23 protein-coding genes are annotated in these 24,147 nt (G+C 71.6%); 15 read left to right on the forward strand and 8 right to left on the reverse strand.

The window, feature by feature from the left end:
* Positions 1-88 precede the first annotated feature (88 nt).
* Positions 89-1,033, forward strand: a complete 945-nt coding sequence (locus MUY22_RS23940) for a cytochrome c oxidase subunit II (protein ID WP_247062704.1) — start codon at positions 89-91, stop codon at positions 1,031-1,033.
* A 31-nt stretch (positions 1,034-1,064) separates the two neighbouring features.
* Entirely contained in the window at positions 1,065-1,484 is a 420-nt protein-coding gene (locus tag MUY22_RS23945) for a cytochrome c oxidase subunit 4 (protein ID WP_247062705.1), read from the forward strand.
* Here the strand turns inward: MUY22_RS23945 and MUY22_RS23950 are convergent.
* Entirely contained in the window at positions 1,432-2,394 is a 963-nt protein-coding gene (locus tag MUY22_RS23950; RefSeq protein WP_247062708.1) for a DMT family transporter, read from the reverse strand. The two genes, MUY22_RS23945 and MUY22_RS23950, sit on opposite strands and share 53 nt — an antisense overlap.
* An 82-nt stretch (positions 2,395-2,476) precedes the next feature.
* Here MUY22_RS23950 and MUY22_RS23955 point away from each other — a divergent pair, with 82 nt between their 5' ends.
* Positions 2,477-3,430 carry a GlxA family transcriptional regulator gene (locus MUY22_RS23955; protein WP_247062710.1) on the forward strand — a complete coding sequence of 318 codons (954 nt, stop codon included), beginning with the start codon at positions 2,477-2,479 and terminating at the stop codon, positions 3,428-3,430.
* A gap of 482 nt (positions 3,431-3,912) precedes the next feature.
* Here the strand turns inward: MUY22_RS23955 and trpD are convergent, their stop codons facing one another.
* The 3 genes from trpD to MUY22_RS23970 form a co-directional block, all read right to left on the reverse strand.
* Entirely contained in the window at positions 3,913-4,947 is a 1,035-nt protein-coding gene (gene trpD / locus MUY22_RS23960; RefSeq protein ID WP_247062712.1) for an anthranilate phosphoribosyltransferase, read from the reverse strand.
* 5 nt (positions 4,948-4,952) lie between these two features.
* Positions 4,953-5,363 (reverse strand): hypothetical protein, encoded by a 411-nt coding sequence (locus MUY22_RS23965; protein WP_247062714.1) that lies wholly within the window; start codon positions 5,361-5,363, stop codon positions 4,953-4,955.
* 61 nt (positions 5,364-5,424) lie between these two features.
* Positions 5,425-5,838, reverse strand: coding sequence for a ribonuclease E inhibitor RraB (locus tag MUY22_RS23970; protein ID WP_247062716.1), 414 nt, complete (start codon positions 5,836-5,838; stop codon positions 5,425-5,427).
* Between the two features lie 95 nt (positions 5,839-5,933).
* Here MUY22_RS23970 and MUY22_RS23975 point away from each other — a divergent pair, with 95 nt between their 5' ends.
* From MUY22_RS23975 to MUY22_RS23990, 4 genes are all read left to right on the forward strand, one after another.
* Entirely contained in the window at positions 5,934-6,557 is a 624-nt protein-coding gene (locus tag MUY22_RS23975; RefSeq protein WP_247062718.1) for a heme-copper oxidase subunit III, read from the forward strand.
* 66 nt (positions 6,558-6,623) lie between these two features.
* Positions 6,624-7,442 (forward strand): c-type cytochrome, encoded by an 819-nt coding sequence (locus MUY22_RS23980; protein WP_247062721.1) that lies wholly within the window; start codon positions 6,624-6,626, stop codon positions 7,440-7,442.
* The gene (locus MUY22_RS23985) at positions 7,439-8,593 is read left to right on the forward strand and encodes a ubiquinol-cytochrome c reductase iron-sulfur subunit (RefSeq protein WP_247062723.1); all 1,155 of its coding nucleotides are present in this window, start codon (positions 7,439-7,441) and stop codon (positions 8,591-8,593) included. The genes MUY22_RS23980 and MUY22_RS23985 overlap by 4 nt, the downstream gene beginning before the upstream one ends.
* Positions 8,590-10,293, forward strand: coding sequence for a ubiquinol-cytochrome c reductase cytochrome b subunit (locus tag MUY22_RS23990; RefSeq protein WP_247062725.1), 1,704 nt, complete (start codon positions 8,590-8,592; stop codon positions 10,291-10,293). The genes MUY22_RS23985 and MUY22_RS23990 overlap by 4 nt, the downstream gene beginning before the upstream one ends.
* 45 nt (positions 10,294-10,338) lie before the next feature.
* Here the strand turns inward: MUY22_RS23990 and MUY22_RS23995 are convergent, their stop codons facing one another.
* The 3 genes from MUY22_RS23995 to MUY22_RS24005 all read right to left on the reverse strand — a co-directional run bounded on the left by MUY22_RS23995 (position 10,339) and on the right by MUY22_RS24005 (position 13,046).
* The gene (locus MUY22_RS23995) at positions 10,339-10,521 is read right to left on the reverse strand and encodes a YdeI/OmpD-associated family protein (protein ID WP_247062727.1); all 183 of its coding nucleotides are present in this window, start codon (positions 10,519-10,521) and stop codon (positions 10,339-10,341) included.
* Positions 10,518-10,799: an Lrp/AsnC family transcriptional regulator gene (locus tag MUY22_RS24000; RefSeq protein ID WP_247062729.1), complete on the reverse strand. Its 282-nt coding sequence runs from the start codon at positions 10,797-10,799 to the stop codon at positions 10,518-10,520. The genes MUY22_RS23995 and MUY22_RS24000 overlap by 4 nt, the downstream gene beginning before the upstream one ends.
* A 543-nt stretch (positions 10,800-11,342) precedes the next feature.
* Positions 11,343-13,046 carry a DEDD exonuclease domain-containing protein gene (locus tag MUY22_RS24005; RefSeq protein WP_247062731.1) on the reverse strand — a complete coding sequence of 568 codons (1,704 nt, stop codon included), beginning with the start codon at positions 13,044-13,046 and terminating at the stop codon, positions 11,343-11,345.
* 108 nt (positions 13,047-13,154) lie between these two features.
* Here MUY22_RS24005 and MUY22_RS24010 point away from each other — a divergent pair, with 108 nt between their 5' ends.
* The 4 genes from MUY22_RS24010 to MUY22_RS24025 all read left to right on the forward strand — a co-directional run bounded on the left by MUY22_RS24010 (position 13,155) and on the right by MUY22_RS24025 (position 17,760).
* Positions 13,155-14,543: an NYN domain-containing protein gene (locus tag MUY22_RS24010; protein WP_247062738.1), complete on the forward strand. Its 1,389-nt coding sequence runs from the start codon at positions 13,155-13,157 to the stop codon at positions 14,541-14,543.
* A gap of 245 nt (positions 14,544-14,788) precedes the next feature.
* Positions 14,789-15,046 carry a hypothetical protein gene (locus MUY22_RS24015; protein ID WP_247062739.1) on the forward strand — a complete coding sequence of 86 codons (258 nt, stop codon included), beginning with the start codon at positions 14,789-14,791 and terminating at the stop codon, positions 15,044-15,046.
* A gap of 419 nt (positions 15,047-15,465) precedes the next feature.
* Positions 15,466-16,518 carry a C40 family peptidase gene (locus tag MUY22_RS24020; RefSeq protein WP_247062742.1) on the forward strand — a complete coding sequence of 351 codons (1,053 nt, stop codon included), beginning with the start codon at positions 15,466-15,468 and terminating at the stop codon, positions 16,516-16,518.
* A gap of 84 nt (positions 16,519-16,602) precedes the next feature.
* Positions 16,603-17,760: a glycosyltransferase family 4 protein gene (locus MUY22_RS24025; protein WP_247062744.1), complete on the forward strand. Its 1,158-nt coding sequence runs from the start codon at positions 16,603-16,605 to the stop codon at positions 17,758-17,760.
* 91 nt (positions 17,761-17,851) lie between these two features.
* Here the strand turns inward: MUY22_RS24025 and MUY22_RS24030 are convergent, their stop codons facing one another.
* Entirely contained in the window at positions 17,852-18,475 is a 624-nt protein-coding gene (locus MUY22_RS24030) for a uridine kinase (RefSeq protein ID WP_247062752.1), read from the reverse strand.
* 136 nt (positions 18,476-18,611) lie between these two features.
* Here MUY22_RS24030 and MUY22_RS24035 point away from each other — a divergent pair, with 136 nt between their 5' ends.
* From MUY22_RS24035 to MUY22_RS24050, 4 genes are all read left to right on the forward strand, one after another.
* The gene (locus MUY22_RS24035) at positions 18,612-18,965 is read left to right on the forward strand and encodes an SRPBCC domain-containing protein (RefSeq protein WP_247062754.1); all 354 of its coding nucleotides are present in this window, start codon (positions 18,612-18,614) and stop codon (positions 18,963-18,965) included.
* A gap of 19 nt (positions 18,966-18,984) precedes the next feature.
* Entirely contained in the window at positions 18,985-20,187 is a 1,203-nt protein-coding gene (locus MUY22_RS24040; protein ID WP_247062756.1) for a cytochrome P450, read from the forward strand.
* 12 nt (positions 20,188-20,199) lie between these two features.
* Positions 20,200-21,480, forward strand: a complete 1,281-nt coding sequence (locus MUY22_RS24045; RefSeq protein ID WP_247062758.1) for an adenosylmethionine--8-amino-7-oxononanoate transaminase — start codon at positions 20,200-20,202, stop codon at positions 21,478-21,480.
* A 246-nt stretch (positions 21,481-21,726) separates the two neighbouring features.
* The gene (locus MUY22_RS24050) at positions 21,727-23,964 is read left to right on the forward strand and encodes a bifunctional SulP family inorganic anion transporter/carbonic anhydrase (protein WP_247062761.1); all 2,238 of its coding nucleotides are present in this window, start codon (positions 21,727-21,729) and stop codon (positions 23,962-23,964) included.
* The last annotated feature ends 183 nt before the right edge of the window (positions 23,965-24,147 follow it).

Consider the following 24,147-nt stretch of genomic DNA (forward strand, 5'->3'; position numbering starts at 1 on the left):
TTGGTCAGCGGACTGCGCCAACTCGGCTAGGCTCCGCCCTGTCACAAAGATCGGTCGTAGGAGGCTCTGGGTGAAAGGGCGAGGCGCAGTGGGAAAACCCGAGCGCACCCTGGGTAAGCGGACCGCGCGCGTCGCCGCGCTGGCCGTGCTGGTCGCGTTGACCGCGACGGGCTGCTCCGGCGACGAGATCCTGCGGTTCGGCTGGCCGGTGGGTGTCACCGAGCAGGCGAACGAGATGCGGAACCTCTGGACCTGGACCGTGATCGCGGCGCTCGTCGTCGGCGTCATCGTCTGGGCCCTGATCTTCTGGACCGCGACGTTCCACCGCAAGAAGAAGACGGTCGACGGCGAGCCGGAGGAGCTGCCCCGGCAGTTCCAGTACAACATCCCGCTCGAGCTGTTCACGGTCGTCGTCCCGACGATCATGGTCTGCGTCCTGTTCTTCTTCACCGCGACGACGGAGTCGAAGGTCCTGGACAAGATCCCGAATCCGGACGTCAAGGTCCAGGTCGTGGCGTTCCAGTGGAACTGGGAGTTCAAGTACGAGGACCCCAGCGCCGCGAAGCCCGACGGCAGCGGCCAGGTCAGCACGGTCGGCTCGTCCGGCGAGATCCCGCTGCTGGTGCTGCCGGTCGGCAAGACGATCCAGTACGACCTGATCTCGACCGACGTCATCCACTCCTTCTGGGTGCCTGAGTTCCACTTCAAGCGGGACGTCATGCCGAACCCGGACAAGAACAACCAGGACAGCTCCTTCCAGAACAAGATCGACCGCGAGGGTTCCTTCGTCGGCCGGTGCGCGGAGCTGTGCGGCACGTACCACTCGGTGATGAACTTCGAGGTCCGGGCGCTGTCGGCGGACAAGTACGACCAGTACATCGCGTTGCGCAAGCAGGTGAACCCGGCCACGAACCAGACGTTCACCGCGTCCGAGGCGCTGACGAAGATGAACTGCGGCGAGCTGTGCACCCCGCACGCGGTCACCACCCAGCCGTTCAACACCGACCGCACGGCGCGGACCGCGTCGAACTGACTCTGAGCGACAACAGGAGTAGGACAGACCCATGAAGGTCGAAGCGCGAATCTTCTTCATCGTGGCGAGCTTCGCTGTGTTCATGGCCGTCGTGTACTGGGTGTGGACCGCGCTGGCCGCCACCCACGGACCCGAGCCGGTGGGCATCGTTTCGCTGTTCCTCACCGGTGGCCTCGCGTTCCTCGCGGGCAGCTACATGCAGTTCGTCGCCCGCCGCATCGAACCGCGCCCCGAAGACCGCGAAGACGCCGAGATCAGCGACGGCGCCGGCGAGCTGGGCTTCTTCAGCCCGGGCAGCTACTGGCCGGTCAGCATGGCGGCCACCGCCGCCCTGGCCGCCCTCGCCCTGGCGTTCTTCCACATTTGGCTCCTGGTGATCGCGCTGGTCGCGCTGCTGATCACGATCGGCGGCCTGGTGTTCGAGTACCACACGGGTCCGTCGCACGACTGACCTCAAGCTCCGCTGACCGGCCGTCACGCTGCTCGACAGTGTGGCGGCCGGTTTTCGTGCGTTGCGGGGCCAGCGCGGCGGCCAGCACCGCGAGCATGCCGACGGCCTCGGGCCAGGTCGGGCGGTGGCCGTAGAAGGCGACGTCGACCAGCACGGCGACCACCGGGTAGACGTAGGACAGCAGCGCCACCGTCGTCGTGGGCAGCTTGCCGATGCTGGCGTAGATCAGCACGTACATCAGGGCCGTGTGCACCGTCCCGAGCAGCACCAGCCAGAGCAACCCCGACGTCGTCGACGGCAACGGCGTGATCAGCAGCACGGGCGCCAGCAGCAGCGCGCCGACCGTGGTCTGCACGGCCGCGAGCAGGTGCGGGCGGACGTGCTTCAGCTGCTTCGCGACGAAGGACGCGCCGGCGTAGAGCACGGCCGCGCCGAGGGCGAGGGCGATTCCCGCCAGCTGCACCGGCTTGCCGTCCTCGCCGTGGGCCGACAGTGAGATGAGCGCCACGCCGCCGAACGCGATCCCGGCCCGGATCAGGTGACTCTTCGCGAACTTCTCGCCCAGGAACGCCGCCGCCAGGCCGACCAGGATCAGCGGCTGGGTGTGGTAGACGACCGTGCTGACCGAGATCGACGACAGCGCGTACGAGGCGAACAGCAGCACCCAGTTCCCGACCAGGAACAGCCCGCCCAGCACGGCCAGCCCGAGGTCGCGGCGCGACGGTCGCCAGGCCTGCAGCCAGCCGCGCGCGAGGCACCAGAGCACGAGCAGCGTCCCGCCGACGAAGCAGCGGGCGAACGCGACGGCCGGGGCCGCGGCACCGCTTTCCAGGACGACCGCGCCGATCGTCCCGGACATCGCCATCGCCGCGGTCCACTGGAGCAGCGGGCGGCTTTCCGAATTCATCATGCGGACCAGGTTCGTCCCGCGCGCGCCGGCCGACCAGTGTCAGAGATGACAACGACCGCAAAACTTGTGACACACTCGGCCGATGGACGTCAACCGGGTCGCGGTGGTGCTCGCCGACCACGTTTCGCCGTTCGAGCTGGGCGTCGCGTGCGAGGTGTTCGGCACCGACCGCAGCGCCGACGGCATCGAGGGCTGGGACTTCGCCGTCTGCTCCCCGGGCGGCGCGCCGATCGCCAGCTGGTCGGGCTTCGGGCTGTCCGGGCTGGCGGACCTGGACTTCGCGGCGTCGGCGGACCTGCTGGTCGTGCCGACGTGCGCGCCGCGGACGGCACCGCCGCCGTCGCCGGTGCTGGACGTCCTGCGCGACGCGGCCGCGCGCGGCGCGTGGGTGGCGGGGTTCTGCGCGGGCGTGTTCACGCTGGGGTACGCGGGCCTGCTCGACGGCCGCCGCTGCACGGTCCACTGGGTGTACGAGGCGGAGTTCCGGCAGCGGTTCCCGACGGCGCTCGTGGATCCCCAGGCGCTGTACGCCGACGACGAGGGTGTCCTGACCAGCGCGGGCACGGTCGCGGCGGTCGACCTGTGCCTGCACCTGGTCCGCCGCCTGCGCGGCGTGACGGCGGCGACGACCCTGGCCCGCCGAATGGTGGCGGCGCCCTTCCGCGCGGGCGGCCAGGCCCAGTTCGTCCAGGCCCCGGTCCCGTCCCTGCCGGACGACTCGGTGGTGGCCGAAGCACTGGAATGGGTGGAACGGCGGCTGGACCAGCCGTTCACGGTGGCGGAGCTGGCCCGCCGCAGCGGCCTGGGGGAGCGGACGTTCCTGCGCCGCTTCTCGGCGGCGACGGGCACGACGCCGCACCGCTGGCTGACGGAACGCCGGCTCGACCGCGCCCAGGCCCTGCTGGAGGAGGGCCGCCTGTCGGTGGAGGACATCGCGGTGGCGTGCGGCTACGCCTCGGCGGCGGCGTTGCGCCACCAGTTCACCCGGTTGCGGGGGACGAGCCCGACGTCGTACCGCACGGCCTTCCGCGGCTGACGCGCATCCGACTGTGAGCAGAGCCGTAACTCGCGTGATTGAACCCGGATTTCGCGTGACTGGAGCCGGATCTCGCGAGTTACGGCCCTGATCACGCGAGTTACGGTCCTGGTCACGCGAGTTACGGCCTTGGTCACGCGAGTTACGGCCTTCCGGCTGACGCCTCACCGCGGCTTCCGGTCGCCGCCGTTCCGGCTCTCCGGCTGGCTTGTCGATGGAGGATTCTGGCCGTCGAGCGTCCCGAATCCTCCATCGATAAGCCGGACACGGGAGGCCGCGTCCGGAACGGGTGTCGGCGGACGCAGGATCGATTGGCCGCGGCTGTCAAGCCCGCGGCCGCCGGACCGGCCGAGTTGTCCACATCGGACCTGGTTGTCCACAGATTCTGCGACCGGCGGGTTTGGGCGCCTGCCACCGATAGACTGGACAAGGGCACGCCCCCCTGAGGAGGGTGGGGGCGCGCCCGGCGAGTGTCCGCCCGGCTACTGGAACGCGATCCAGCGGTCCAGCAGGGCCGCTGCCGCGCCGGAGTCGATCGCCTCGGCCGCTCGTGCCAAGCCGGCGCGCAGGTCGTCCTCCAGGGACGACGAGAAGCCCGTGAACGCCGCCAGGGCCGCCGCCGCGTTGATCAGGACGGCGTCGCGGACCGGGCCCGGCTTGCCGCCCACCAGCTCGCGGACGACCTCCGCGTTCGCCGCCGCGTCGCCGCCGCGCAGGTCCTCCGCCGTCGCGCGCGGGATCCCCAGCTCCAGCGGGTCGAGGCCGCGCTCGGTGACCTCGCCGTCCGCCACCACCCAGAGCGTCGACGTCGTCGTGGTGGTGATCTCGTCGAGGCCGTCGTCGCCGCGGACCACCAGCGCCCGCGTGCCGCGCCGGGCGAACACCTCGGCCAGCACCCGGGTCTTGTCCGCGTACGCGCAGCCGATCAGCGCGCTGCCCGGCTGGGCCGGGTTGGTCAGCGGGCCCAGCAGGTTGAACGTCGTCGGCACGCCCAGTTCGGACCGGACCGGGCCGGCGTGGCGCAGCGCGGGGTGGAACGCCGACGCCAGGAAGAACCCGACGCCGACCTCGGTGAGGCTGCGCTGCACCTCCTCCGGCGGCAGGCTGATCCGCACGCCCAGGGTCTCCAGCACGTCGGCCGCCCCGGACTTCGACGACGCGCTGCGGTTGCCGTGCTTGGCCACCGGCGCGCCCGCCGCCGCCGTGACGATCGTCGCCATCGTCGAGATGTTCACGGAGTTCGAGCCGTCACCGCCGGTGCCGACGATGTCGACGGCCGGGCGGTCCAGCTCGACCCGGCGCGCGTGCGCCAGCATCGTCGCGGCCATGCCGGCGATCTCCGCGGGCGTCTCGCCCTTGGCGCGCAGCGCCACCGCGAACCCGGCGATCCGGGCCGGGCTCGCCGCGCCGCTCATGATCTGGTCCATCGCCCACGCCGTGTCGTCCTCGGACAGGTCGACCCGCGCGATGAGCTGCTTGAGCAGGGGTGGCCAGGTGCGGGGGACCGGGGTGGTCACCGGGCTCAGCCGTTCACGACGGGGACCCGTCGCGCGCGCAGCACGTCGGCGACGGTCTCCGCGGCGGTCAGCGGGTCCAGCGGGTGCACCAGCACGGCGTCCGCCTGCGACCAGGTGGCCAGCCACCGGTCGTCCCGCCGCCGCACCGACACCACGATCGGCGGGCAGTCGGTGATCTCCGCCTTCAGCTGGCGGCACAGCCCGATGCCGCCGGTCGGCTGCGCCTCGCCGTCGAGGATCGCCAGGTCGACGTTCCCGGCGTCCACCTCGGACAGCACGTCGGCGATGCCGGCCGCTTCGACGTACTCCACGCGGCCCACGTCGGCGGCGGGCCGCCGGCCGACCGCGTTCACGATCGCCTCGCGCACCTCCGCCTTGTGGCTGAACACCAGGACCCGCATCGCCCGCTCGGCCATTGAGCTGCCTCCGTCTTTGTCAAAGCTCCACTCGCACCGATCGTATCGGCCGAGACCGACATCACGCGGGCGCCTCCGGCTGGAGCGCGTCCCAGCCCAGCGCGTCGCCGCCCAGCCGTTGTGCGAGGCCCGCCATCCGGGACCGTTCCTGGGCGCAGTGGAGCGCGTCGAGCACCTGGACGCGGACCGCGTGCACCCGCGTCAGGCCACCATCGGGTGACTCTTCTCGCAGGTCGTAGCCGTCCTGGGCGAGGATCGACGCCGCTTCGCCGAGGCGAGCGGGCGGAAGCAGCAGGTGGTGCCGCAGAACGGCGGGTGCCGTGCTGACCCAGGCGGGTGAACCGGCGAGCACGGCGGAGTCCGCGACGGCCGGGTCGAAGGCCTCGGCGACGATCTTCAACCCGGGCGTATCAGGCGTCAGACCGGCGGTTTCGTCCTTCTTGACCAGGTCACGCAGCCGGTCGAGTAAACCCATGAGTAGCTCTCACCTTTCCGCGGCAGAGGTGTGATCGGCTCCGCACGCGACTTGCCGTGGACCCACCCGGCGGGACGGCGGTGCGGGAGGACATAATGCGATCCGTGACAACGGCAGCTCCCACCATCAGTCAGCGGGTTCACTCGCTGAACCGGCCGAACATGGTCAGTGTCGGCACCATCGTGTGGTTGTCCAGCGAACTGATGTTCTTCGCCGGGCTCTTCGCGATGTTCTTCACCGTCAAGGCGCAGAACTCCACCGGCGCGTGGCCACCACCGCTGCACGGCGAGGAGTTCCACCTCAACGTGACGTACGCGATCCCGTTCACGGTGATCCTCGTGCTGTCCTCGCTGACCTGCCAGTTCGGTGTGTTCGCCGCCGAGCGCGGTGACGTCTACGGGCTGCGCCGCTGGTACATCATCACGTTGATCATGGGCGCGATCTTCGTCGGCGGCCAGGCCAACGAGTACCACAACCTGGTCGAAGAGGGGATGACGATCCCGTCCGGCCCGTTCGGCACGGTCTTCTACCTCGCCACCGGGTTCCACGGCCTGCACGTCATCGGCGGGCTGATCGCCTTCGTGTACCTGCTCATCCGCACGAAGCTGAGCAAGTTCACGCCCGCCCAGGCCACGTCGGCGATCGTCGTGTCCTACTACTGGCACTTCGTCGACATCGTGTGGGTCGGCCTGTTCGGTGTGATCTACCTCCTGCCGTGAGGCCCGCACCGCCAGCCACCACCACCTTCTCCATCGGCCTGAACTGACAGCAAGGGTTGCCGCAAGATGACCACCAGCACCAAGTCCTCGGAGCGCGGCTACCGCGCGCGGTCGAAGCTGCGGAGGCGGTTCGCCGGCCTGCTCGCGCTCGGTATCGCGCTGGTGAGCGCCGGCGCCCTGTACGCCGTGTTCGCCCCCGAGCCGCAGACCGCGCAGGCCCAGGGCACGCCGGCGCAGCTGCGCCTCGGCGAGCAGGTCTACAACAACACCTGCATCGCGTGCCACGGCGCGAACCTCGAAGGCGTGCAGGACCGCGGCCCGAGCCTCATCGGCATCGGTGACGCCGCCGTGTACTTCCAGACCTCTTCGGGCCGCATGCCCGCCGCGCGCCAGGAGGCGCAGGTCGAGCGCAAGCCGCCGAAGCTGAGCGAGGCCGAGATCGACGCGGTCGGCGCCTTCATCCAAGCGCACGGCGGCGGCGCCCAGCGCCCGGCCGAGAAGGGCGAGGCCCTGCGCGGCAGCGACCCGGCCCGCGGTGGCGAGCTGTTCCGCCTCAACTGCGCCTCGTGCCACAACTTCACCGGCCGCGGCGGCGCGCTGTCGGCGGGCAAGTACGCGCCGAACCTGGACCCGGCGAGCGAAGAGCAGATCTACACCGCCATGCTCACCGGCCCCCAGAACATGCCGAAGTTCTCCGACCGGCAGCTTTCGCCCGAGGAGAAGAAGGACATCGTCGCCTACGTGAAGTCGGTGTCCGACGGCAACAATGACCCGGGCGGTAACGGCCTCGGCGGGGTCGGCCCCGCTTCCGAGGGCGTCATCGCCTTCATCGTCGGGATCGCCGCGCTGATCGGCGTGACGTTGTGGATTGGATCGAAGGCATGAGTGCCGAGGGGCCTAAGCCGCCGACGGAGGCGGAGCTGGCTGAGATGGACCGCGACCAGCTGCTGAAGCTGGGCGGTCAGCTCGACGGCGTCGAGATCGCCGAGTACCCGACCCCGTGGCCCGTGGAGGGCACCCGCGCGGAGAAGCGCGCCGAGCGCCTGGTGGCGTTCTGGTTCGCGCTGTCCGCCGTGGCCGGGCTGGGGTTCGTCGTCTCCCTGATCTGGTGGCCGTGGCAGTACGAGGCGCCGGACAACGAGAGCGGCCACTTCTGGTACAGCCTCTACACCCCGATGCTGGGGCTCACGCTCGGCCTGGCCATCCTCGGCCTGGGCATCGGCGTGATCCTCTACACGAAGAAGTTCGTGCCCGCCGAGGTCTCGGTGCAGGAGCGCCACGACGGTGACGGCAAGGGCTCGACCGAGGTCGACCGCGCCACGATCCTCGCGCACCTGGCCGACGCCGGGAGCCGCAGCACCATCGCCCGCCGGTCGCTGATCAAGCGCTCGGCGATCGCCGGGGCCGGCACGCTGGGCCTCGCGGCCGCCGCGCTGCCGCTCGCGTCCTTCATCAAGAACCCGTGGAAGGACACCGAGGGCCGCGACTCCCTCTGGCACACCGGCTGGCAGCCGAACTTCCCCGGCGAGAAGGTCTACCTGCGCCGCAACACCGGCAAGCCGCTGGAAGAGGGCCAGGAAGCCAGCCTCGTCAAGGCCGAGGACCTCGACGCCGGCGCGATGGAGACGGTGTTCCCGTACCGCGACTCCGAGAAGGACAAGCCGGAGCTGCTGGCCGCCGCGCTGACCCGGGTCGACAACCCGGTCATGCTGATCCGCCTGCGCCCGACCGACGCCGCCAAGGTGGTCAAGCGGTCCGGCCAGGAGGACTTCAACTTCGGCGACCTCTACGCGTACACGAAGATCTGCAGCCACGTCGGCTGCCCGACCTCCCTGTACGAGCAGCGGACCAACCGCATCCTGTGCCCGTGCCACCAGTCGCAGTTCGACGCCCTCCACTACGCCAAGCCGATTTTCGGCCCGGCGACCCGTCCGCTGGCCCAGCTACCGATCACGGTGGACGAAGAGGGATACTTGATCGCGCGAGGCGACTTCATCGAGGCCATCGGTCCGGCCTTTTGGGAGCGTAAGTCATGAGTTCACTCACCACGCCGACCAAGGGGTCGAGCGCGATCGAGAAGGCGGCAGGCGACGCCGCGAACGACGCCGATCAGCGTTACCGCCTGGCCAAGGGCCTGCGGCACCAGATGAACAAGGTGTTCCCGACCCACTGGTCGTTCCTGCTGGGCGAGATCGCGCTCTACAGTTTCATCATCCTGCTGCTCACGGGTGTGTACCTGACGTTGTTCTTCGACCCCTCGATGCAGGAGGTCGTCTACCACGGCAGTTTCACGAACATGCAGGGCCTGGAGATGTCGCAGGCGTTCCGCACGACGCTGGACCTCTCGTTCGACGTCCGCGGTGGGCTGTTCATGCGGCAGCTGCACCACTGGGCGGCGTTGATCTTCGTGGCGTCGATGGCGGTGCACATGCTGCGGGTGTTCTTCACCGGTGCGTTCCGCAAGCCGCGTGAGGCCAACTGGGTGATCGGTGGTCTGCTGCTGGTCCTGGGCTGCTTCGAAGGTTTCTTCGGGTATTCGCTGCCGGACGACTTGCTCTCCGGTACCGGTATCCGGGCGACGTTGTCGGGGATCGTGTTGTCGGTGCCGGTGATCGGGACCTGGATCCACTGGGCGTTGTTCGGTGGGGAGTTCCCCGGCGACCAGATCATCCCGCGCCTGTACACGCTGCACATCCTGCTGCTGCCGGGCATCATGCTGGCGCTGGTCGGGGCGCACCTGGCGCTGGTCTGGTACCAGAAGCACACCCAGTTCCCGGGGGTGCGCCGCAAGGAGACCAACGTCGTCGGGGTGCGGATCATGCCGTACTTCGCCCTCAAGGGCGGCGCGTTCTTCACGCTGGTCATCGGTGTGCTGGCGCTCATGTCGGGCCTGTTCCAGATCAACCCGGTGTGGAACTTCGGCCCGTACAACCCGGCGCAGGTTTCGGCGGGGTCCCAGCCCGACTGGTACATGGCCTGGGCCGACGGCATGCTCCGGATCTGGCCCGCGTGGGAGGTCTACCTCGGGAACTACACGATCCCGGCGGTGTTCTTCCCCGGCGCGGTCGGCATGCCGATCCTGATCGGGCTGTTCATCAGCTACCCGTTCATCGAGCGGAAGCTGTCCAAGGACACCGCGTACCACAACCTGCTCCAGCGGCCCCGGGACGTCCCGGTCCGCACGGCGCTGGGCGCGATGGCGCTGGGCTTCTTCATGGTGATCGAGCTGTCGGGCTTCAACGACATCATCGCCGACCAGTTCGACATCTCCCTGAACGCGACGACGTGGGCCGGCCGCATCGGCGTCCTGCTCGTGCCGCCGGTCGCCTACTACCTGACCTACCGGCTCTGCCTGGGCCTGCAGCGGGCCGACCGTGAGGTGCTGGAGCACGGCGTCGAGACGGGCATCATCAAGCGGCTGCCGCACGGTGAGTTCATCGAGATCCACCAGCCGCTCGGCGGCGTGGACAGCCACGGCCACGCGGTGCCGCTCGAGTACCAGGGCGCGTCCGTGCCGAAGAAGATGAACAAGCTGGGTTCGGCGGGGCACGCCGTGCCGGGCACGTTCTGGTCGCCCGACCCGGCCGAGGAGACCACCGCGCTGCAGCGGGCTCACGGCAACGGTCACTCGAACGGGCACTCCAACGGCAACGGCAATGGCCACGCGAACGGCAATGGCCACACCCGCGCGGAGATCGAGAGCGCCGAGACGGCGTCGGAGCGCTCCGAGCACTAGGCGGTACTGACGCTGAAGGCCACCTTCCGGATCGAAAGGTGGCCTTCAGTGCGTTCGCAGTCTCGTGACGGTCTTCCCGGCCCGGGCGACGCGGGTCTCGGGCTTCTTGGCCTCGGCGACCCACTTCGTGTATTCCCGCTGGTGGGACGGCGGCAGCGCCGCGAAGAGCGCCGCCGCGTCCGGGGCCGCCGCGAGCGCGTCGGCCAGCTCCCGCGGGACCTCGGTCACTCTTCGGCGCCGATCGAGAAGGCCGACTCGGTGTCGGCGCGGGAGTACGAGCGGAACGCGATGTGCGTGACGGTGTTCAGCACGCCCGCCACCTTCCCGATCCGCCCGGGGATCAGCTCGGCCAGGTCCTCGTGCGCGGAAACCTGCACGGTGGCGATGAGGTCGACGTCCCCGGCGCACGAGTACACCTCGCCGACCCCGTCGAGGTCGGCGATCGCCTGCGCGGCGTCCGGGATCGCGTCCGCCTCTACCTGGATCAACACGATCGCGGTGATCACCTGGGTCCTCCAAGACTCGTCTGCGGGTATCGCCCGCGATCCTAGTGAGCCCGGCCCGGCATGGCCGGTCTGACTCGTCGCCGGGCGGGCCTGGTGGGGCTCGATGCGGCTGCTCGGGGCCTGCGGGGTGCTGCTCCGGCCGTCGCCGGGTGCGCAGGTCGGCGGTGGGGAGGGCTGGGTCGCGGCTGAGCGCGACGCGCTCAGCCGTTGCCGTGCCCGGCGGCCATGAACACGGTCGCCGAGTGCGCAGGTCGGCGGTGGCGAGGGTCGGTTCGCGGCTGAACGCGGTGCACTCGGCCGGAGCTGTGCTCAGCGCGGCCGTGAACACAGTCGCCGGGTGCACCTGTCGGCGAGGGCTGGGTCGCTGCTGAGCGCGATGCGCTCGGCCGGAGCCGTGCCTGGCGCGGCCGTGAACGCGGAGTCGCTGCCTGCCTGAGCCACGGCGCGGCCACCGGCCGGTGCCCGAGCGAGGCGCGGGATCGAGGTCCTCCGCGGCCACTCGCCGGTGATGTTGGGCGCGCTCGCGACCCACCGGACCCGGCCTCAGCCGACGTGTTCCAGCGAATGGGCCTCCGTCACCAGGTCCAGCCATCCCCGCCACCCCGCGACCGTCGCCGGTTCGGCCCAGGGGCGGGTCGTGCGGACCAGGCGGACGCCCGGGCGGGCCAGCCACCGCAGCAGCACCCCCACCTCCTCCGGGGGCGCGCCGTGCAGGGGCCCGGGGTCCGGCAGCACCGTCTCCGCCGAGGCCACCAGCGCCTCCACCACCGGCATCGGCGGCACTCCTCGGCGGGCGACGCCCGCCGAGGCCAGCCGGCCGTAGCGGATCACCGACAGTTCCCAGCCGCCCGCGCCGTCCGGGTTCGCCGCTATCAGCTCGCCGATCGAGGCCAGCGCCGCCTGGCGGTGGGCTCGGCCCAGGACGCGGATCAGGCCGGCCAGCTCGTCGCGGTGGCGGGCCGCCTGCTCGTAGTGCTGCGCCTCCGCCAGTCGCTCCAGCTGGGCCGCCGCGGCGCGCAGCGGGGCGCCGTCGAGGCCCGCGATGAGCCCCGACACCGACTCGACCGCCGGGCCGTACTCCTCGACGTTCTGCCGGCCGGCGCACGGTGCGCCGCAGCGGCCCAGCTCGGCGAGGACGCACGGGGTCCCGCTCGGCGCCTTCGGCGAGATCCGCTGGGTGCACGTGCGCAGCCCCGACGCGCCGGCCAGGGTGTCCGCCGTCGTGCGGGCGTCGGCCTGGTTGCGGAACGGGCCCAGCACCCCCGGCCGCGGCAGCCGCACCACCGACAGCCGGGGGAACGCCTCGTCCGTCAGGCCGACCCACCAGCCCTGGTGCCGGTTCTTCGACCGCCGGTTGTACGCCGGCCGGTGCGCGCCGATCAGCCGCAGCTCCCGCACCTCGGCCTCCAGCGAGTGCGCGCAGACGACGTGGTCGACGCGCTCGGCCAGCGCGACCATCTCCCGGATCCGGCTGCGCCCCTCCGAGCCGGTGAAGTACGTCCGCACGCGCCGCCGCAGGTCCTTCGCCGTGCCGACGTACAGGACCTCCTCCTTCGGCCCCCGGAACAGGTAGACGCCCGGCGCGGCCGGCAGGTCCGCGGCCAGGTGCCGCTTCGCGCGCTGGGCCACCGTGACCTCGGGCAGGTAGCCCATCAGCTCTTCGAGCGAGTGGACGCCCAGGTTGCCGACGCGCTCCAGCAGGCCGTGCAGCACGTCGACGGTGGCGCGGGCGTCGTCCAGCGCCCGGTGCGTCGGCCGGGTCCGGGCCCCGAACAGCAGCGCCAGGGCCGTCAGGTTGTAGCGGCCCACCTCGTCGCGCGGGACGACCCGCCGTGCCAGCCGGACGGTGCACACCACGGTCGCCTTCGGCCAGGCATAACCGTGTCCTTCGCAGGCCGCGCGCATGTGCGAGGTGTCGAACCCCGAGTTGTGCGCCACCAGCACCGACCCGCCGATGAACTCCAGGAACGCCGGCAGCACCTCCTCGATCGGCGGCGCGTCGTAGACCATGGCGTGGGTGATGCCCGTCAGCGAGACGATCTGCGGCGGGATCGGCACGCCCGGGTTGACCAGCGTGGCGAACTCGCCCAGCACCTCACCCGCGCGCACCTTCACCGCGCCGATCTCGGTGATCCCGTTCGGGCCGGGTGCCGCCCCGGTCGTCTCGAGGTCGAACACCACGAACGTGGTGTCCCGCAACGGGGTTCCGAGCTCGTCGAACGCGAGCTGTGCCTGGACCGGACGCATGGCGGGGACCCTAGAGGCCACCCCCGACAATTTTCGGCGACCGGCCGGTCACCGCGGGTTCGCATGGCGTGCGACGCGGGATCCGGGGGCGGGGCCTACCCTGGAGCGATGCACCCGCAGCCGCTCGTGCCGGAGCCGCCCGGGGACCACACCGGTCCCGCGGGTGTCGCGCCGCGCCCCGAGCAGGCCGACGACGCGGGGGAGCGGCCCGAACCCGCCACCTGGCCCGCCCTGCCGGAGCCGGTCCGCGACCGGATCGCCGAGCTCGCCGCGGCCGCCGTCGCCAAGCTGCCGAACACCGACGTGCCCCGCCAGCTGCGGCCCGTCGCCAAGTTCGCGCCGGCCAAGCGCGCGAAGCTCGGCGGCGCCGCCCTGCTGGCCGCGCTGGGCGAGTCGTCCCAGTTCCGCACCGCCGTCATCGAGTGGCTGCGCGAACACCGGACCGACGCCCTCGACCCCAACGCCGTCGACTCGGTCGCCGGGGCGGCCGCCGCCGTCCTGCTCGGGGAGTCCGGGGCCGCAGGCCGGGTCCGGCTGGTCGCGAAGAACGCCGAGGAGAACGTCCTGCGCGCGGAGCGGGACGCCGCGCTCGCCCGCGCCCAGCGGCTCGAAGCCGAGCTGGCCCTGGTCCGGGCCGAGCTCACCGACGCGAGGCTGGCCGCCGAGAGCGTCCGCGGCGAGCGCGAAGGTGAAGTCGAGAAACTCTTGAAGCGGCTTCGCGAGCAAGGCGTGCAGCTCCGGCAGGCCAAGGACGCGGCGGAATCGGCGTCGGTGGACGCCGAACGCGGCATTTCGGCGCACGCCGAGCAGGTCGCCGCCCTCACCGCCCAGCTCGCGCGGGAACGCCAGCGCGTCGCCAACGAACGCGCCCGGGCCGAACGCGCCAGCGCCGACGCCGACATCGCCCGGCAGTCGGCCCGCGAAGCGCGCGAAGCCGACGAAGTGCGGCTGGCGCTGCTCGTCGACACGATCGACGGCGCGGCCAACGGCCTGCGCCGCGAACTGGCCCTCGGCGCCCGCGGGGCCCGCCCGGCGGACATGGTCCGCGGCGCCAGCTCCGGCCTCGGCCAGGGCGGCAAGATCGCCGACGTGTCCACCTTGGACCGCTACCTCGCGCTGCCCAACGTGCACCTGATCGTCGACGGCTACAACGTCACCAAGACCGGCTACCCCGAGCTCGCCCTGGCCGACCAGCGCGACCGGCTGATCCACCAGCTCTCCGCGCTGGCCGCGCGGACCTCCGCCGAGGTGACGGTGGTCTTCGACGGCGCCGGTGTGCTGTCGGTCCCGGCCTCGGTGCCCCGCGGGGTCCGGGTGCTGTTCTCCGACCGCGGCGTGCTGGCCGACGACGTGATCCGCAACATCGTCCGGGCCGAGCCCGCGGGCCGGCCGATGGTGGTCGCGACGTCCGACCGCGCGGTCGCCGACTCGGTCCGCGGCGGCGGCGCGCACCCGACGCCGTCCGCGGTGCTGGTGAGCCGGCTCAGCCGGGTCTGAGCCTTTACGCGGGGGACGGGCGGTTCACCCGTTCGAAGGCGGCTATCGCGCCGGTACCCGATTGCGCGGTCGCCCCCTCGACGGCCGTTCGCGGTGCTCGTGAGCCGTCTGAGCGGGGTCTGAGCATTTCTCGCCTTGGACCCCGATCGGGTGAACCGGAGCCGTTCTCGGCGATCTGAGCGCCGGAAACTGTCGGTGGTGCCACCTAACGTGCGGGGCAGCAGTTCCGACGTGAGGAGGACCACATGACCGGCACCCCCGAGTTGTCCGAAGTGGACGTCTCGCACATTTCCGTTTCCGACATCGAGAACGTCGTGGTGGATTGCGACCGCTGCGTCGTGCGCGGCATCTCCTGCCACGACTGCGTGGTGACCGTCTTGCTCGGCGCGCCACCCGCCGTCGGGTGGGACGCCGACGAGCGCCGCGCGGTGGCGGCGCTGGCCGAAGCGGGGATGGTGCCCCGGCTGCGCATGGTCGAAGGACCGGCTTTGCGCACCGCCTGAGTGACCCGTTTCGTGTCGGCGCGCCGAGTGGTCGATCGGATCAGGTGAACGGTAGGTAGCCGAAATGGCGGACAAAGAAACCCCAGCGTGTAACGCCCATCACATGTTTTCTCCCCCGCTGGTCCGATGGTGTTTAACGGCGCTACGCAGAGTTTTGGCGCAGGGGGTGGTGGACGCGGTGGCGGTCTTTTCGTAACCTGTCCGAGATCTCGTGGCCCCTGGCCGTCGATGAGACGGCGACGCGAGATCGCCGCCGGACGCAGCTTTGTCGGGAAGCTGGGAACCGGAACCACCATCGCGGGCCTCCCTCTCGAGGGAAAACGCGCGCGATGGACGGGACAACGGCGAAGAGGAACCCCCGACCTCTTCGTGCCCCGGTCCCCCTCGGCGGCCGAGACGCAAAGGAGACCCGCGCGACCGTGCAGTCGCATCCCATCAGGCGCGTGGTGTCAGGTGCCCTCGCCGCGGCTTCGGTGATCACCCTCGTCACCATGGCCCAGCCGTCGGCCACCGCCGCCCCCATCCCCGTTCTCCAAGCCCCGCCCACCGGTTCGGACGCGCTCGCCCAGTACCGCGATCTCGCGGCACAGGCCGAGAAGCTGAACGAAGACCTGCTCAAGGCCCAGGACGACCTGAAGGCCAAGCAGGGTGAGCTCGACAAGGCCACCACCGACGTCAACGCGGCGAAGGGCCAGGCCGAAGCGGCGAGCGCAAACGAGAAGAAGTACCAGACCGAGGTCGACAAGTTCGCCGGCGCGTCGTTCACCAGTGGTGTCCAGCTGAACAAGCTGTCCGCGCTGCTGGCCGGCACGTCGACGCAGGACTTCCTGGACCGCTCGTCGGCCCTCGAGGTCATCGCGACCGACAAGAACGCCGCCATGGGCAACCTCAGCGGCGCCGTCCAGCAGGCCACCGACGCCACGAACAAGGCCACCGACGCCGCGAAGCGGGCGACGGACGCCCGTGACGCCGCGGCGAAGCTGACCTCGGACATCCAGGCCAAGCAGAAGACGCTGAACGACCAGATCGACCAGCTCAAGGCGGCCAACAAGAGCCTGAGCTCGCTCGACAAGGCGGCCCAGCGCGACACGGGCTCCGCGCCTCCGGGGCTCAAGGCCCCGACCGCGGACGCCCAGGCCGCACTGGACGCCGCGCTGAGCAAGCTGGGCAGCGCCTACGTCTGGGGTGCCACCGGGCCGAGCACGTTCGACTGCTCGGGCCTGATGCTCTGGGCCTACAAGCAGGCCGGCATCACCCTGCCCCGGTCCAGCCGGGAGCAGTCCACCTTCGGCGCCGCGGTGCCGCGGGACCAGCTCCAGCCGGGCGACCTCGTGTTCTACTACTCGCCCGTTTCGCACGTCGGCATGTACGTCGGCAACGGCAAGATGGTGCACGCGCCCGACACCGGTGACGTCGTGAAGATCTCGCCGCTGCAGAGCCAGTACGCGGGAGCGCGACGCCCGACGTCGTGACCCTCCGAGCAACTCGTGAAGGGGCGGTACCGCACACGCGGTGCCGCCCCTTCGCTGTAGGTGGCGGCCGCTAGCCTCAGGGGCGTGCTCAAGACCCTGCTCGTGACCAACGACTTCCCGCCCCGGCCCGGGGGGATCCAGAACTACCTGAACTCCCTCGCCACCCGGTTGCCGGCGGACGACCTGGTCGTCTACGCGCCGTCGTGGGAGTCGCACACGGGGTCGCACGAGGAGTTCGACGCCGCGGCGCCGTTCGAGGTCGTCCGGCACCCGACGTCGCTGATGCTGCCGACGCCGGACGTGCTGCGCCGGGCGAAGGAGATCATGCGCGCGCGGGACTGCGAAGCCGTCTGGTTCGGCGCCGCCGCGCCGCTGGCGCTGCTGGGTCACTCGCTGCGGCAGGCCGGGGCGCGCCGCGTCGTGGCGTCCACGCACGGCCACGAGGTCGGCTGGTCCATGCTGCCGGGCTCGCGGCAGGCGTTGCGGCGCATCGGGGACACCGTGGACGTCGTCACCTACGTCAGCCGCTACACCCGCGGCCGGTTCGCCGCCGCGTTCGGCGCGATGGCCGGGCTGGAGCTGCTGCCGTCCGGTGTGGACACCGGGATCTACCGGCCGGACCCGGCGGGGCGCGCGGAGATCCGCGCCCGGCACGGTCTCGGCGACCGGCCGACCGTCGTCTGCGTGTCGCGGCTGGTCCCGCGCAAGGGCCAGGACCAGCTGATCCGCGCCCTGCCGAAGCTGAAGGAACGCGTGCCCGGCGCGGCTTTGCTGATCGTCGGCGGCGGCCCGTACCGCAAGCGGCTGACCGAGCTGGTCCGCGAGTGCGGTGTCGAGCGCGACGTCGTCATCACCGGGTCGGTCCCGTGGGCCGAGCTGCCCGCGCACTACGCCGCCGGTGACGTCTTCGCCATGCCGGCCCGCACCCGCGGCCGGGGCCTCGACGTCGAGGGCCTCGGCATCGTCTACCTGGAGGCCTCGGCGACCGGGCTGCCGGTGGTCGCGGGCAACTCCGGCGGCGCGCCCGAGGCGGTCCTGGACGAGGTGACCGGGCACGTCGTCGACGGCCGGGACGTCGGCCAGCTGGGCGAGACCGTCGCCAGCCTGCTCGCGGACCCGGTGCGGGCCCGCCGGATGGGCGAAGCGGGCCGCGCGTGGGTGAGCGAGAACTGGCGCTGGGGCGTCATGGCGGACCGCCTGTCGGGCCTGCTGGACGGCGACCCGGTGGCCGCCGTCCGCTGACGCTGAAAGCCGTGAAGGCCTCCTTACCGGCCATAAGAGCCGTGAAGGAGGCCTTCACGGCTTTCCGGCGGGCGCGGGGAGGCCGGGAACGTCAGGGCGTGTAGAGCGCCGGGTGGCGCGGGTCGTCGACGCGGACCACGACGTCGGCCAGGGCGCTCGGGTCCGCTTCCTCCTCGTAGCGCTCGTAGGCCGGGACGGCCCAGGCGTCCGGCACGCGGCGGCGCAGGGCGGCGGGGGAGAGCCACAGGTGCACGGCCAGGTCGAAGGCCAGGCCCGCGCCGAGCAGCAGCTCGCCGTCGAGGATCACGACGCCGCCTTCGGGCACCGGCACGCGGGCGGCGCGGGTCGCGCGGTCGCGCTCGGTGTCCCACAACGACGGCAGGATCTCGCCGGAACCGGTGCCGGCCAGGGGATCGAGCACTTCGCGGCGCAGCGCGCCGAGGTCGAGCCAGTCGGTGTAGCGGGCGTCGGGGTTCGTGCGGCCGTGCTCGAAGCGCAGCGACGCCGGGCGCAGGAAGTCGCGCGCGGACACGCGCAGGGCCGCGCGGCCGCGCAGGCGCAGGGGCTCGACCAGGGCGTCCGCGAGTTCTGTGGTTTCCGTCGCACCGTCCGCGCCGTCGACGGCGACCGCGATCCGGGGGCGCTCGGTGAGCGCGCTGATGCGCTCGGTCAGTTCTTCGGCCAGGACGGCGGGGGAAATCGGGCGGTAGCGCACGGGAAGAGATCCTCCACCCGGACCGGGGACGGTTTTCGTCGTACCCCGGTGGGATGATGCGAGCATGACCTCTTCAGTGAGCTCTTCAGTGGGGAAGACCGCCGATGTCGGTTGGAACACAGGGGTTTCCCGCACCTTGCCGTACTCCGGCGCGGAGGTCTGGGACTTCCTGGTCAGCCGGGAGGGCGTCGCGATCTGGCTCGGCCCCGGCGTCGACCTGCCGCAGGAGCCGGGTGCGGAGTACGAGACCGAAAACGGCACCGTCGGGGAGATCCGCAGTTTCGTCGCGGGCGACCGCGTCCGGCTCACCTGGCGGCCGCAGGACTGGGACCACGACTCCACCGTCCAGGTGCGGTTGAGCGGTTCCGGGGCCAGGACCACGCTGCGCTTCCACCAGGAATGGCTTTCGGGCGCGGAAGAACGCGAAGAACAACGGGCATACTGGCAGGACGTGATCGATCGCGTGGTGGCGGCGCTCGCCGAGCGCTGACGATTTCTTGGGGGACGGTATGACGACGGTCGAGGTAGCCGAAGATTTCGCGCAGGACGCGCACTTGTTCGCGGAACTGCTGCGCGCGGGCGGGCCCGCGCGCCTGGTCCGGATGCCGCGGGGCCTGACCTGCTACATCGTCACGGACTTCACGCAGGCGCGGGCGCTGCTGGCCGATTCCCGGCTGCAGAAGGACAACGTGCGCGCGCACGCGCTGTTCGAGGCCAAGCTGCCCGACGAAGTGGCCGCGCAGGGTGGCTTCGGCGAGTCGCTGGGCCACCACATGCTCAACATGGACCCGCCGGACCACTCGCGGCTGCGCAAGCTCGTCAACAAGGCGTTCACGGGCCGCACCGTGGCGCGGCTGCGGCCGCGGATCGAGGAGATCACCGCCGGGCTGCTCGACGCGCTGGCCGGGCGGGAGCGGGCCGACCTGCTGCCCTCCTTCGCCGCGCCGCTGCCGATCACGGTGATCTGCGAGCTGCTCGGCGTCGCGCCGGAGCACCGCACGGAGTTCGCCGACTGGTCCAAGACGCTGCTGAGCGCGTCGGAGCCGGCGGCCGGGCAGGCCGCGGCGCAGAACATGTTCGGCTACCTCACCGGCCTGATCGCCCAGAAGCGCGCCGAGCCGGCCGAGGACCTGCTGTCGGACCTGGTCCACGCGAGCGACGACGGCGACTCGCTGTCCGAGCCCGAACTGGTGTCGATGGCGTTCCTGCTGCTGGTCGCCGGGCACGAGACCACCGTCAACCTGATCGCCAACAGCGTGCTGGCGCTGCTGCGCGAGCCGGCGCAGCTCGCCCTGCTGCGCGAAGACCCGTCGCTGCTGCCGAACGCCGTCGAGGAGTTCCTCCGCTTCGACGGCCCGATCCACCTGGCCACCCTGCGGTTCACCACGGCGCCGGTCGAGGCGGGCGGCGTGACGATCCCGGAGGGCGAGTTCGTGCTGATCTCGCTGCTGGGCGCCAACCGGGACGAGGCGCGGTACGCCGAGCCGGGCAAGCTCGACATCACGCGCGCCGCGGGCGGCCACCTGGCCTTCGGCCACGGCATCCACTACTGCGTCGGCGCCCCGCTGGCCCGCCTGGAGGCGGAGATCGCCCTCGGCGGCCTGCTGGCGCGGTTCCCGGACCTCGAGCTGGACGCGAAGCCGGACGAGCTGGTCTACCGGCCCAGCTCGCTGATCCACGGCCTGGAGTCCCTTCCGGTCCGGTTGCGCTGATTTAATCGGCGGATGGACTCCGCCGACCTGCTCGCCCTGGACGCCCAGCACGTGTGGCACCCGTACGCGCCCATGCCCGCGAAGGTGCCTTCGCTGCTGGTGACCGAGGCGAGCGGGGTGCGGCTCACGCTCGCCGACGGCCGGGAGCTGGTCGACGGGATGTCGTCGTGGTGGTCGGCGATCCACGGCTACCGGCACCCGGCCCTCGACGCCGCGCTCGCCGCGCAGGCCGGGCGGATGAGCCACGTGATGTTCGGCGGCCTGACGCACGAGCCGGCGATCACCCTGGCCAAGACGCTCGTCGACCTGACGCCGGACGGTCTCGAGCACGTCTTCCTCTGCGACTCGGGCTCGGTGTCGGTCGAGGTCGCGGCGAAGATGTGCTTGCAGTACCAGCGTTCCCGCGGCCTGCCGGAGAAGCGTCGGCTGCTCACCTGGCGCGGCGGTTACCACGGCGACACGTTCACGCCGATGAGCGTCTGCGACCCCGACGGCGGCATGCACTCGCTGTGGCGCGGGGTGCTGCCCGAGCAGGTCTTCGTGCCGATGCCGCCGTCCGGGTTCGACACCCCGCCGGACCAGTCCTATGTGGACCTGCTCGGCGAGGAGATCGCCCGGCACGCCGGGGAGCTGGCCGCGGTGATCGTCGAGCCGGTGGTGCAGGGGGCCGGCGGGATGCGCTTCCACCACCCCGCCTACCTGCGCGCGCTGCGGGAGCTGACCGAGGCGCACGACGTGCTGCTGATCTTCGACGAGATCGCCACCGGCTTCGGCCGCACCGGCGCGCTGTTCGCCGCCGAGCACGCGGGCGTGACGCCGGACGTGCTGTGCCTCGGCAAGGCGCTGACCGGTGGCTACCTGAGCATGGCGGCGACGCTGTGCACCCCGGACGTCGCCGCCGGCATCTCCCGCGGCGCGCTGCCGGTGCTCGCGCACGGCCCGACGTTCATGGGCAACCCGCTCGCCTCGGCGGTCGCGAACGCGTCGCTGGGCCTGCTGGCGGACGGCGCGTGGAAACGCGACGTCACGAGGGTGGAGAAGGGCCTGCTGGACGGCCTCGCCCCGGCCCGCGACCTCCCGTCGGTGGTGGACGTCCGGGTGCTCGGCGGCATCGGCGTGCTGCAGCTCGACCACCCGGTGGACATGGCGGTGGCGACCGAGGTGGTGACGGCGCGGGGCGCGTGGCTGCGGCCGTTCCGCGACCTGGTGTACGCGATGCCGCCGTACGTGACGAGCGACGCGGACCTCGCGGTGATCACCGGCGCGATGCTGGCGGTGGCGGAGAAGGCGTGATCACCCGCGGGAGACCGCCGGGGCTTGTAAACGCTTGATTTCAGCATATCGGGTGTGACCGCGCGCACAGCGAGACCCGAAGGTCCCTCATCGTCGCTCTGCGTACAAACCCTCGATCTACACCACGCGAACGGCGGAGGCGGCGAGTGTGAAAGGTTCCCAGTGCGGCATCGATCCCGTGCCCAGGTAAACGCGAGAAATGCTTGCATAGCAGACTTTTCGCGTGCTTTCGGCGATCCTGCCCCCATGATCGAGATCGTTCGTGGTGAACACGACACCGGCCCGCCGTCTCCGCTGGAGACCTTCAAGCAGAACCTCAAGCACGACCTGCCCGCCTCGATAGTCGTTTTCCTCGTCGCCGTACCGCTTTCCCTCGGCATCGCGCTCGCCGCCGGGGCTCCGGTGCTCGCCGGACTCGTCTCCGCCGTTGTAGGCGGGCTGGTCGCGAGCGTCTTCGGTGGCTCGCCGCTGCAGGTCAGTGGGCCTTCCGCCGCTCTCACCGTGGTGCTGGCCGACACGATCGCCACCCACGGCTGGCCCGTCACCTGCGCGATCACCGTCGCCGCCGGGCTGCTCCAGATCCTCTTCGGCCTGACCCGCACCGCCCGCGCCGCGCTCGCGGTGTCGCCGGCCATCGTGCACGGCCTGCTCGCCGGCATCGGCGTCACGATCGTGCTCGGCCAGCTGCACGTGGTCCTGGGCGGCACCGCGCAGGGCTCCGCGCTGGCCAACGTCGTCGCGCTGCCGCGGCAGATCGCCGCCCACCACGACCAGGCCGTGCTGATCGGGGTCGTCACCCTCGCCGTGCTGCTGGCCTGGCCGCGGCTGCCCGCCGTCGTCCGCCGGGTGCCCGCGCCGCTGGCCGCCATCGCCCTGGCCACCGGGCTGTCCGTGCTGACCGGCATGACCCTGCCGCGCGTCGACCTGCCCGCCGGGCTGCCGTCCCTGCACCTCGTGCCGCGGCTGCCCGACGGCGGCTGGGGCGGGTTCGCCCTCGCCGCCGTCACCATCGCGCTGATCGCCGGCCTCGAGAGCCTGCTGTCCGCGGTCTCGGTCGACAAGCGCCGCGGCGGCCCGCGCACCGACCTCGACCGCGAGCTGGTCGGGCAGGGCATGGCGAACGTCGCCGCCGGCGCGCTCGGCGGCTTCCCGGTCACCGGCGTCGTCGTGCGCAGCATGACCAACTACGAGGCCGGCGCGCGCACCCGGATGTCGGCGATGCTGCACTGCGCCTGGATCCTCGCCGCCTGCCTGCTGCTCACCGGCACCCTGCGGCTGATCCCGCTGGCCGCCCTCGCCGCGCTGCTGGTGTACGTCGGGACGAAACTGGTCAACCCGGCCGCGATCAAGGACGTCCGCCGCCACGGCGACCTCCCGGTGTACGTCGTCACGCTGGCCGGTGCCGTCGCGGTCAACCTCCTGACCGGCGTCGCCGCCGGGATACTGCTGGCCCTCGCGCTGATGCTGCGGCGGATGATCTTCTCCGGCATTCACGTCGAAAAACACGGCGACAGCCACCGCGTCGTCATCGAAGGCGCGCTGACGTTCCTCTCCGTGCCCCGGCTGACCCGGGTGCTCGCCGAGGTGCCCGCGCACGCCGAGGTCACCCTGGAACTGCTCGTCGACTACCTCGACCACGCCGCGTTCGACTGCCTGCGCGGCTGGCAGCAGGCGCACGCCGGGCCGGTGACGGTCGACGAGCTCGGCCACCCGTGGTTCGAACGCGGCCGCGCGGGGACGCCGACCGTGCGCCGGGGCCTCGCCGCGCGCGTGGTGCCGCGCTGGCTGGCGCCCTGGTCGGAGTGGCAGGCCGAGCACGTCGCCCTGCCCGTGCAGCGCAGCGCGAGCTCGCTGCTGTGCCGCGGCGCGTCGGAGTTCCAGCGCCGCACCGCGCCGCTGCTGCGCGACACCTGGACCGGGCTCGCGGACGGCCAGGAGCCGCACACCCTGTTCATCACCTGCGGCGACGCGCGGATCGTGCCGAACCTGATCACGACCAGCGGGCCGGGTGACCTGTTCACGGTGCGGAACATCGGCAACCTCGTCCCGCCGGCGGACGGCGGCGCCGACTCCTCGGTCGGCGCGGCGATCGAGTACGCCGTCGGTGTGCTCGGGGTCGCGGAGATCGTGGTCTGCGGGCATTCCGGCTGCGGCGCGATGAAGGCGCTGCTCGGCCAGGCCCCGGCGGGCCTGCACCAGCTCGGCGCCTGGCTGCGCCACGGCGAGCCGACGCTGCTGCGCCGCGGCCGGGAGGCGCCGCTGCTGCTCGGCGGCCGCCGGCCCGCCGCCGAGGCCGACCAGCTCGCGCTGCAGAACGTCGTGCAGCAGCTGGAAACCCTGCGCGGCTACCCGGTGGTGGCCGCGGCGCTGGAGCGCGGCGGCCTCCGGCTGACCGGGATGTACTTCGACGTCGGCGCCGCGCAGGTGTCCCTGCTGGACGACGCGGCCCGCGGCTTCGTCCCGGCGGGCGCCGTCACGTCCTGACCAAGCGCCCCAATGTGGCGTTCGGTGCGTTGGACGCACCCAACGCCACATTGGGGCGCTCGGGAACCCTTGTGTCGTAAAGGGTTCAACTGTCGGGTGACAGGCACGCCGGGCGTGAACGGCGGGTTAAGCGGACGTCCGATTTGTGTCATTCGGGCAAATTATGGCCAGGCGTTCACTCGA

The sequence above is a fragment of the Amycolatopsis sp. WQ 127309 genome, from assembly GCF_023023025.1.
GTDB lineage: Bacteria > Actinomycetota > Actinomycetes > Mycobacteriales > Pseudonocardiaceae > Amycolatopsis.

Bases quoted from the DNA above. Each gene is read 5' to 3' on its own strand.
- MUY22_RS23945 (WP_247062705.1), top strand. From the start codon at position 1,065: ATGAAGGTCGAAGCGCGAATCTTCTTCATCGTGGCGAGCTTCGCTGTG.
- MUY22_RS23950 (WP_247062708.1), bottom strand. From the start codon at position 2,394: ATGATGAATTCGGAAAGCCGCCCGCTGCTCCAGTGGACCGCGGCGATG.
- MUY22_RS23955 (WP_247062710.1), top strand. From the start codon at position 2,477: ATGGACGTCAACCGGGTCGCGGTGGTGCTCGCCGACCACGTTTCGCCG.
- MUY22_RS23965 (WP_247062714.1), bottom strand. From the start codon at position 5,363: ATGGCCGAGCGGGCGATGCGGGTCCTGGTGTTCAGCCACAAGGCGGAG.
- MUY22_RS23970 (WP_247062716.1), bottom strand. From the start codon at position 5,838: ATGGGTTTACTCGACCGGCTGCGTGACCTGGTCAAGAAGGACGAAACC.
- MUY22_RS23975 (WP_247062718.1), top strand. From the start codon at position 5,934: ATGCGATCCGTGACAACGGCAGCTCCCACCATCAGTCAGCGGGTTCAC.
- MUY22_RS23980 (WP_247062721.1), top strand. From the start codon at position 6,624: ATGACCACCAGCACCAAGTCCTCGGAGCGCGGCTACCGCGCGCGGTCG.
- MUY22_RS23985 (WP_247062723.1), top strand. From the start codon at position 7,439: ATGAGTGCCGAGGGGCCTAAGCCGCCGACGGAGGCGGAGCTGGCTGAG.
- MUY22_RS23990 (WP_247062725.1), top strand. From the start codon at position 8,590: ATGAGTTCACTCACCACGCCGACCAAGGGGTCGAGCGCGATCGAGAAG.
- MUY22_RS24005 (WP_247062731.1), bottom strand. From the start codon at position 13,046: ATGCGTCCGGTCCAGGCACAGCTCGCGTTCGACGAGCTCGGAACCCCG.
- MUY22_RS24010 (WP_247062738.1), top strand. From the start codon at position 13,155: ATGCACCCGCAGCCGCTCGTGCCGGAGCCGCCCGGGGACCACACCGGT.
- MUY22_RS24015 (WP_247062739.1), top strand. From the start codon at position 14,789: ATGACCGGCACCCCCGAGTTGTCCGAAGTGGACGTCTCGCACATTTCC.
- MUY22_RS24040 (WP_247062756.1), top strand. From the start codon at position 18,985: ATGACGACGGTCGAGGTAGCCGAAGATTTCGCGCAGGACGCGCACTTG.
- MUY22_RS24045 (WP_247062758.1), top strand. From the start codon at position 20,200: ATGGACTCCGCCGACCTGCTCGCCCTGGACGCCCAGCACGTGTGGCAC.
- MUY22_RS24050 (WP_247062761.1), top strand. From the start codon at position 21,727: ATGATCGAGATCGTTCGTGGTGAACACGACACCGGCCCGCCGTCTCCG.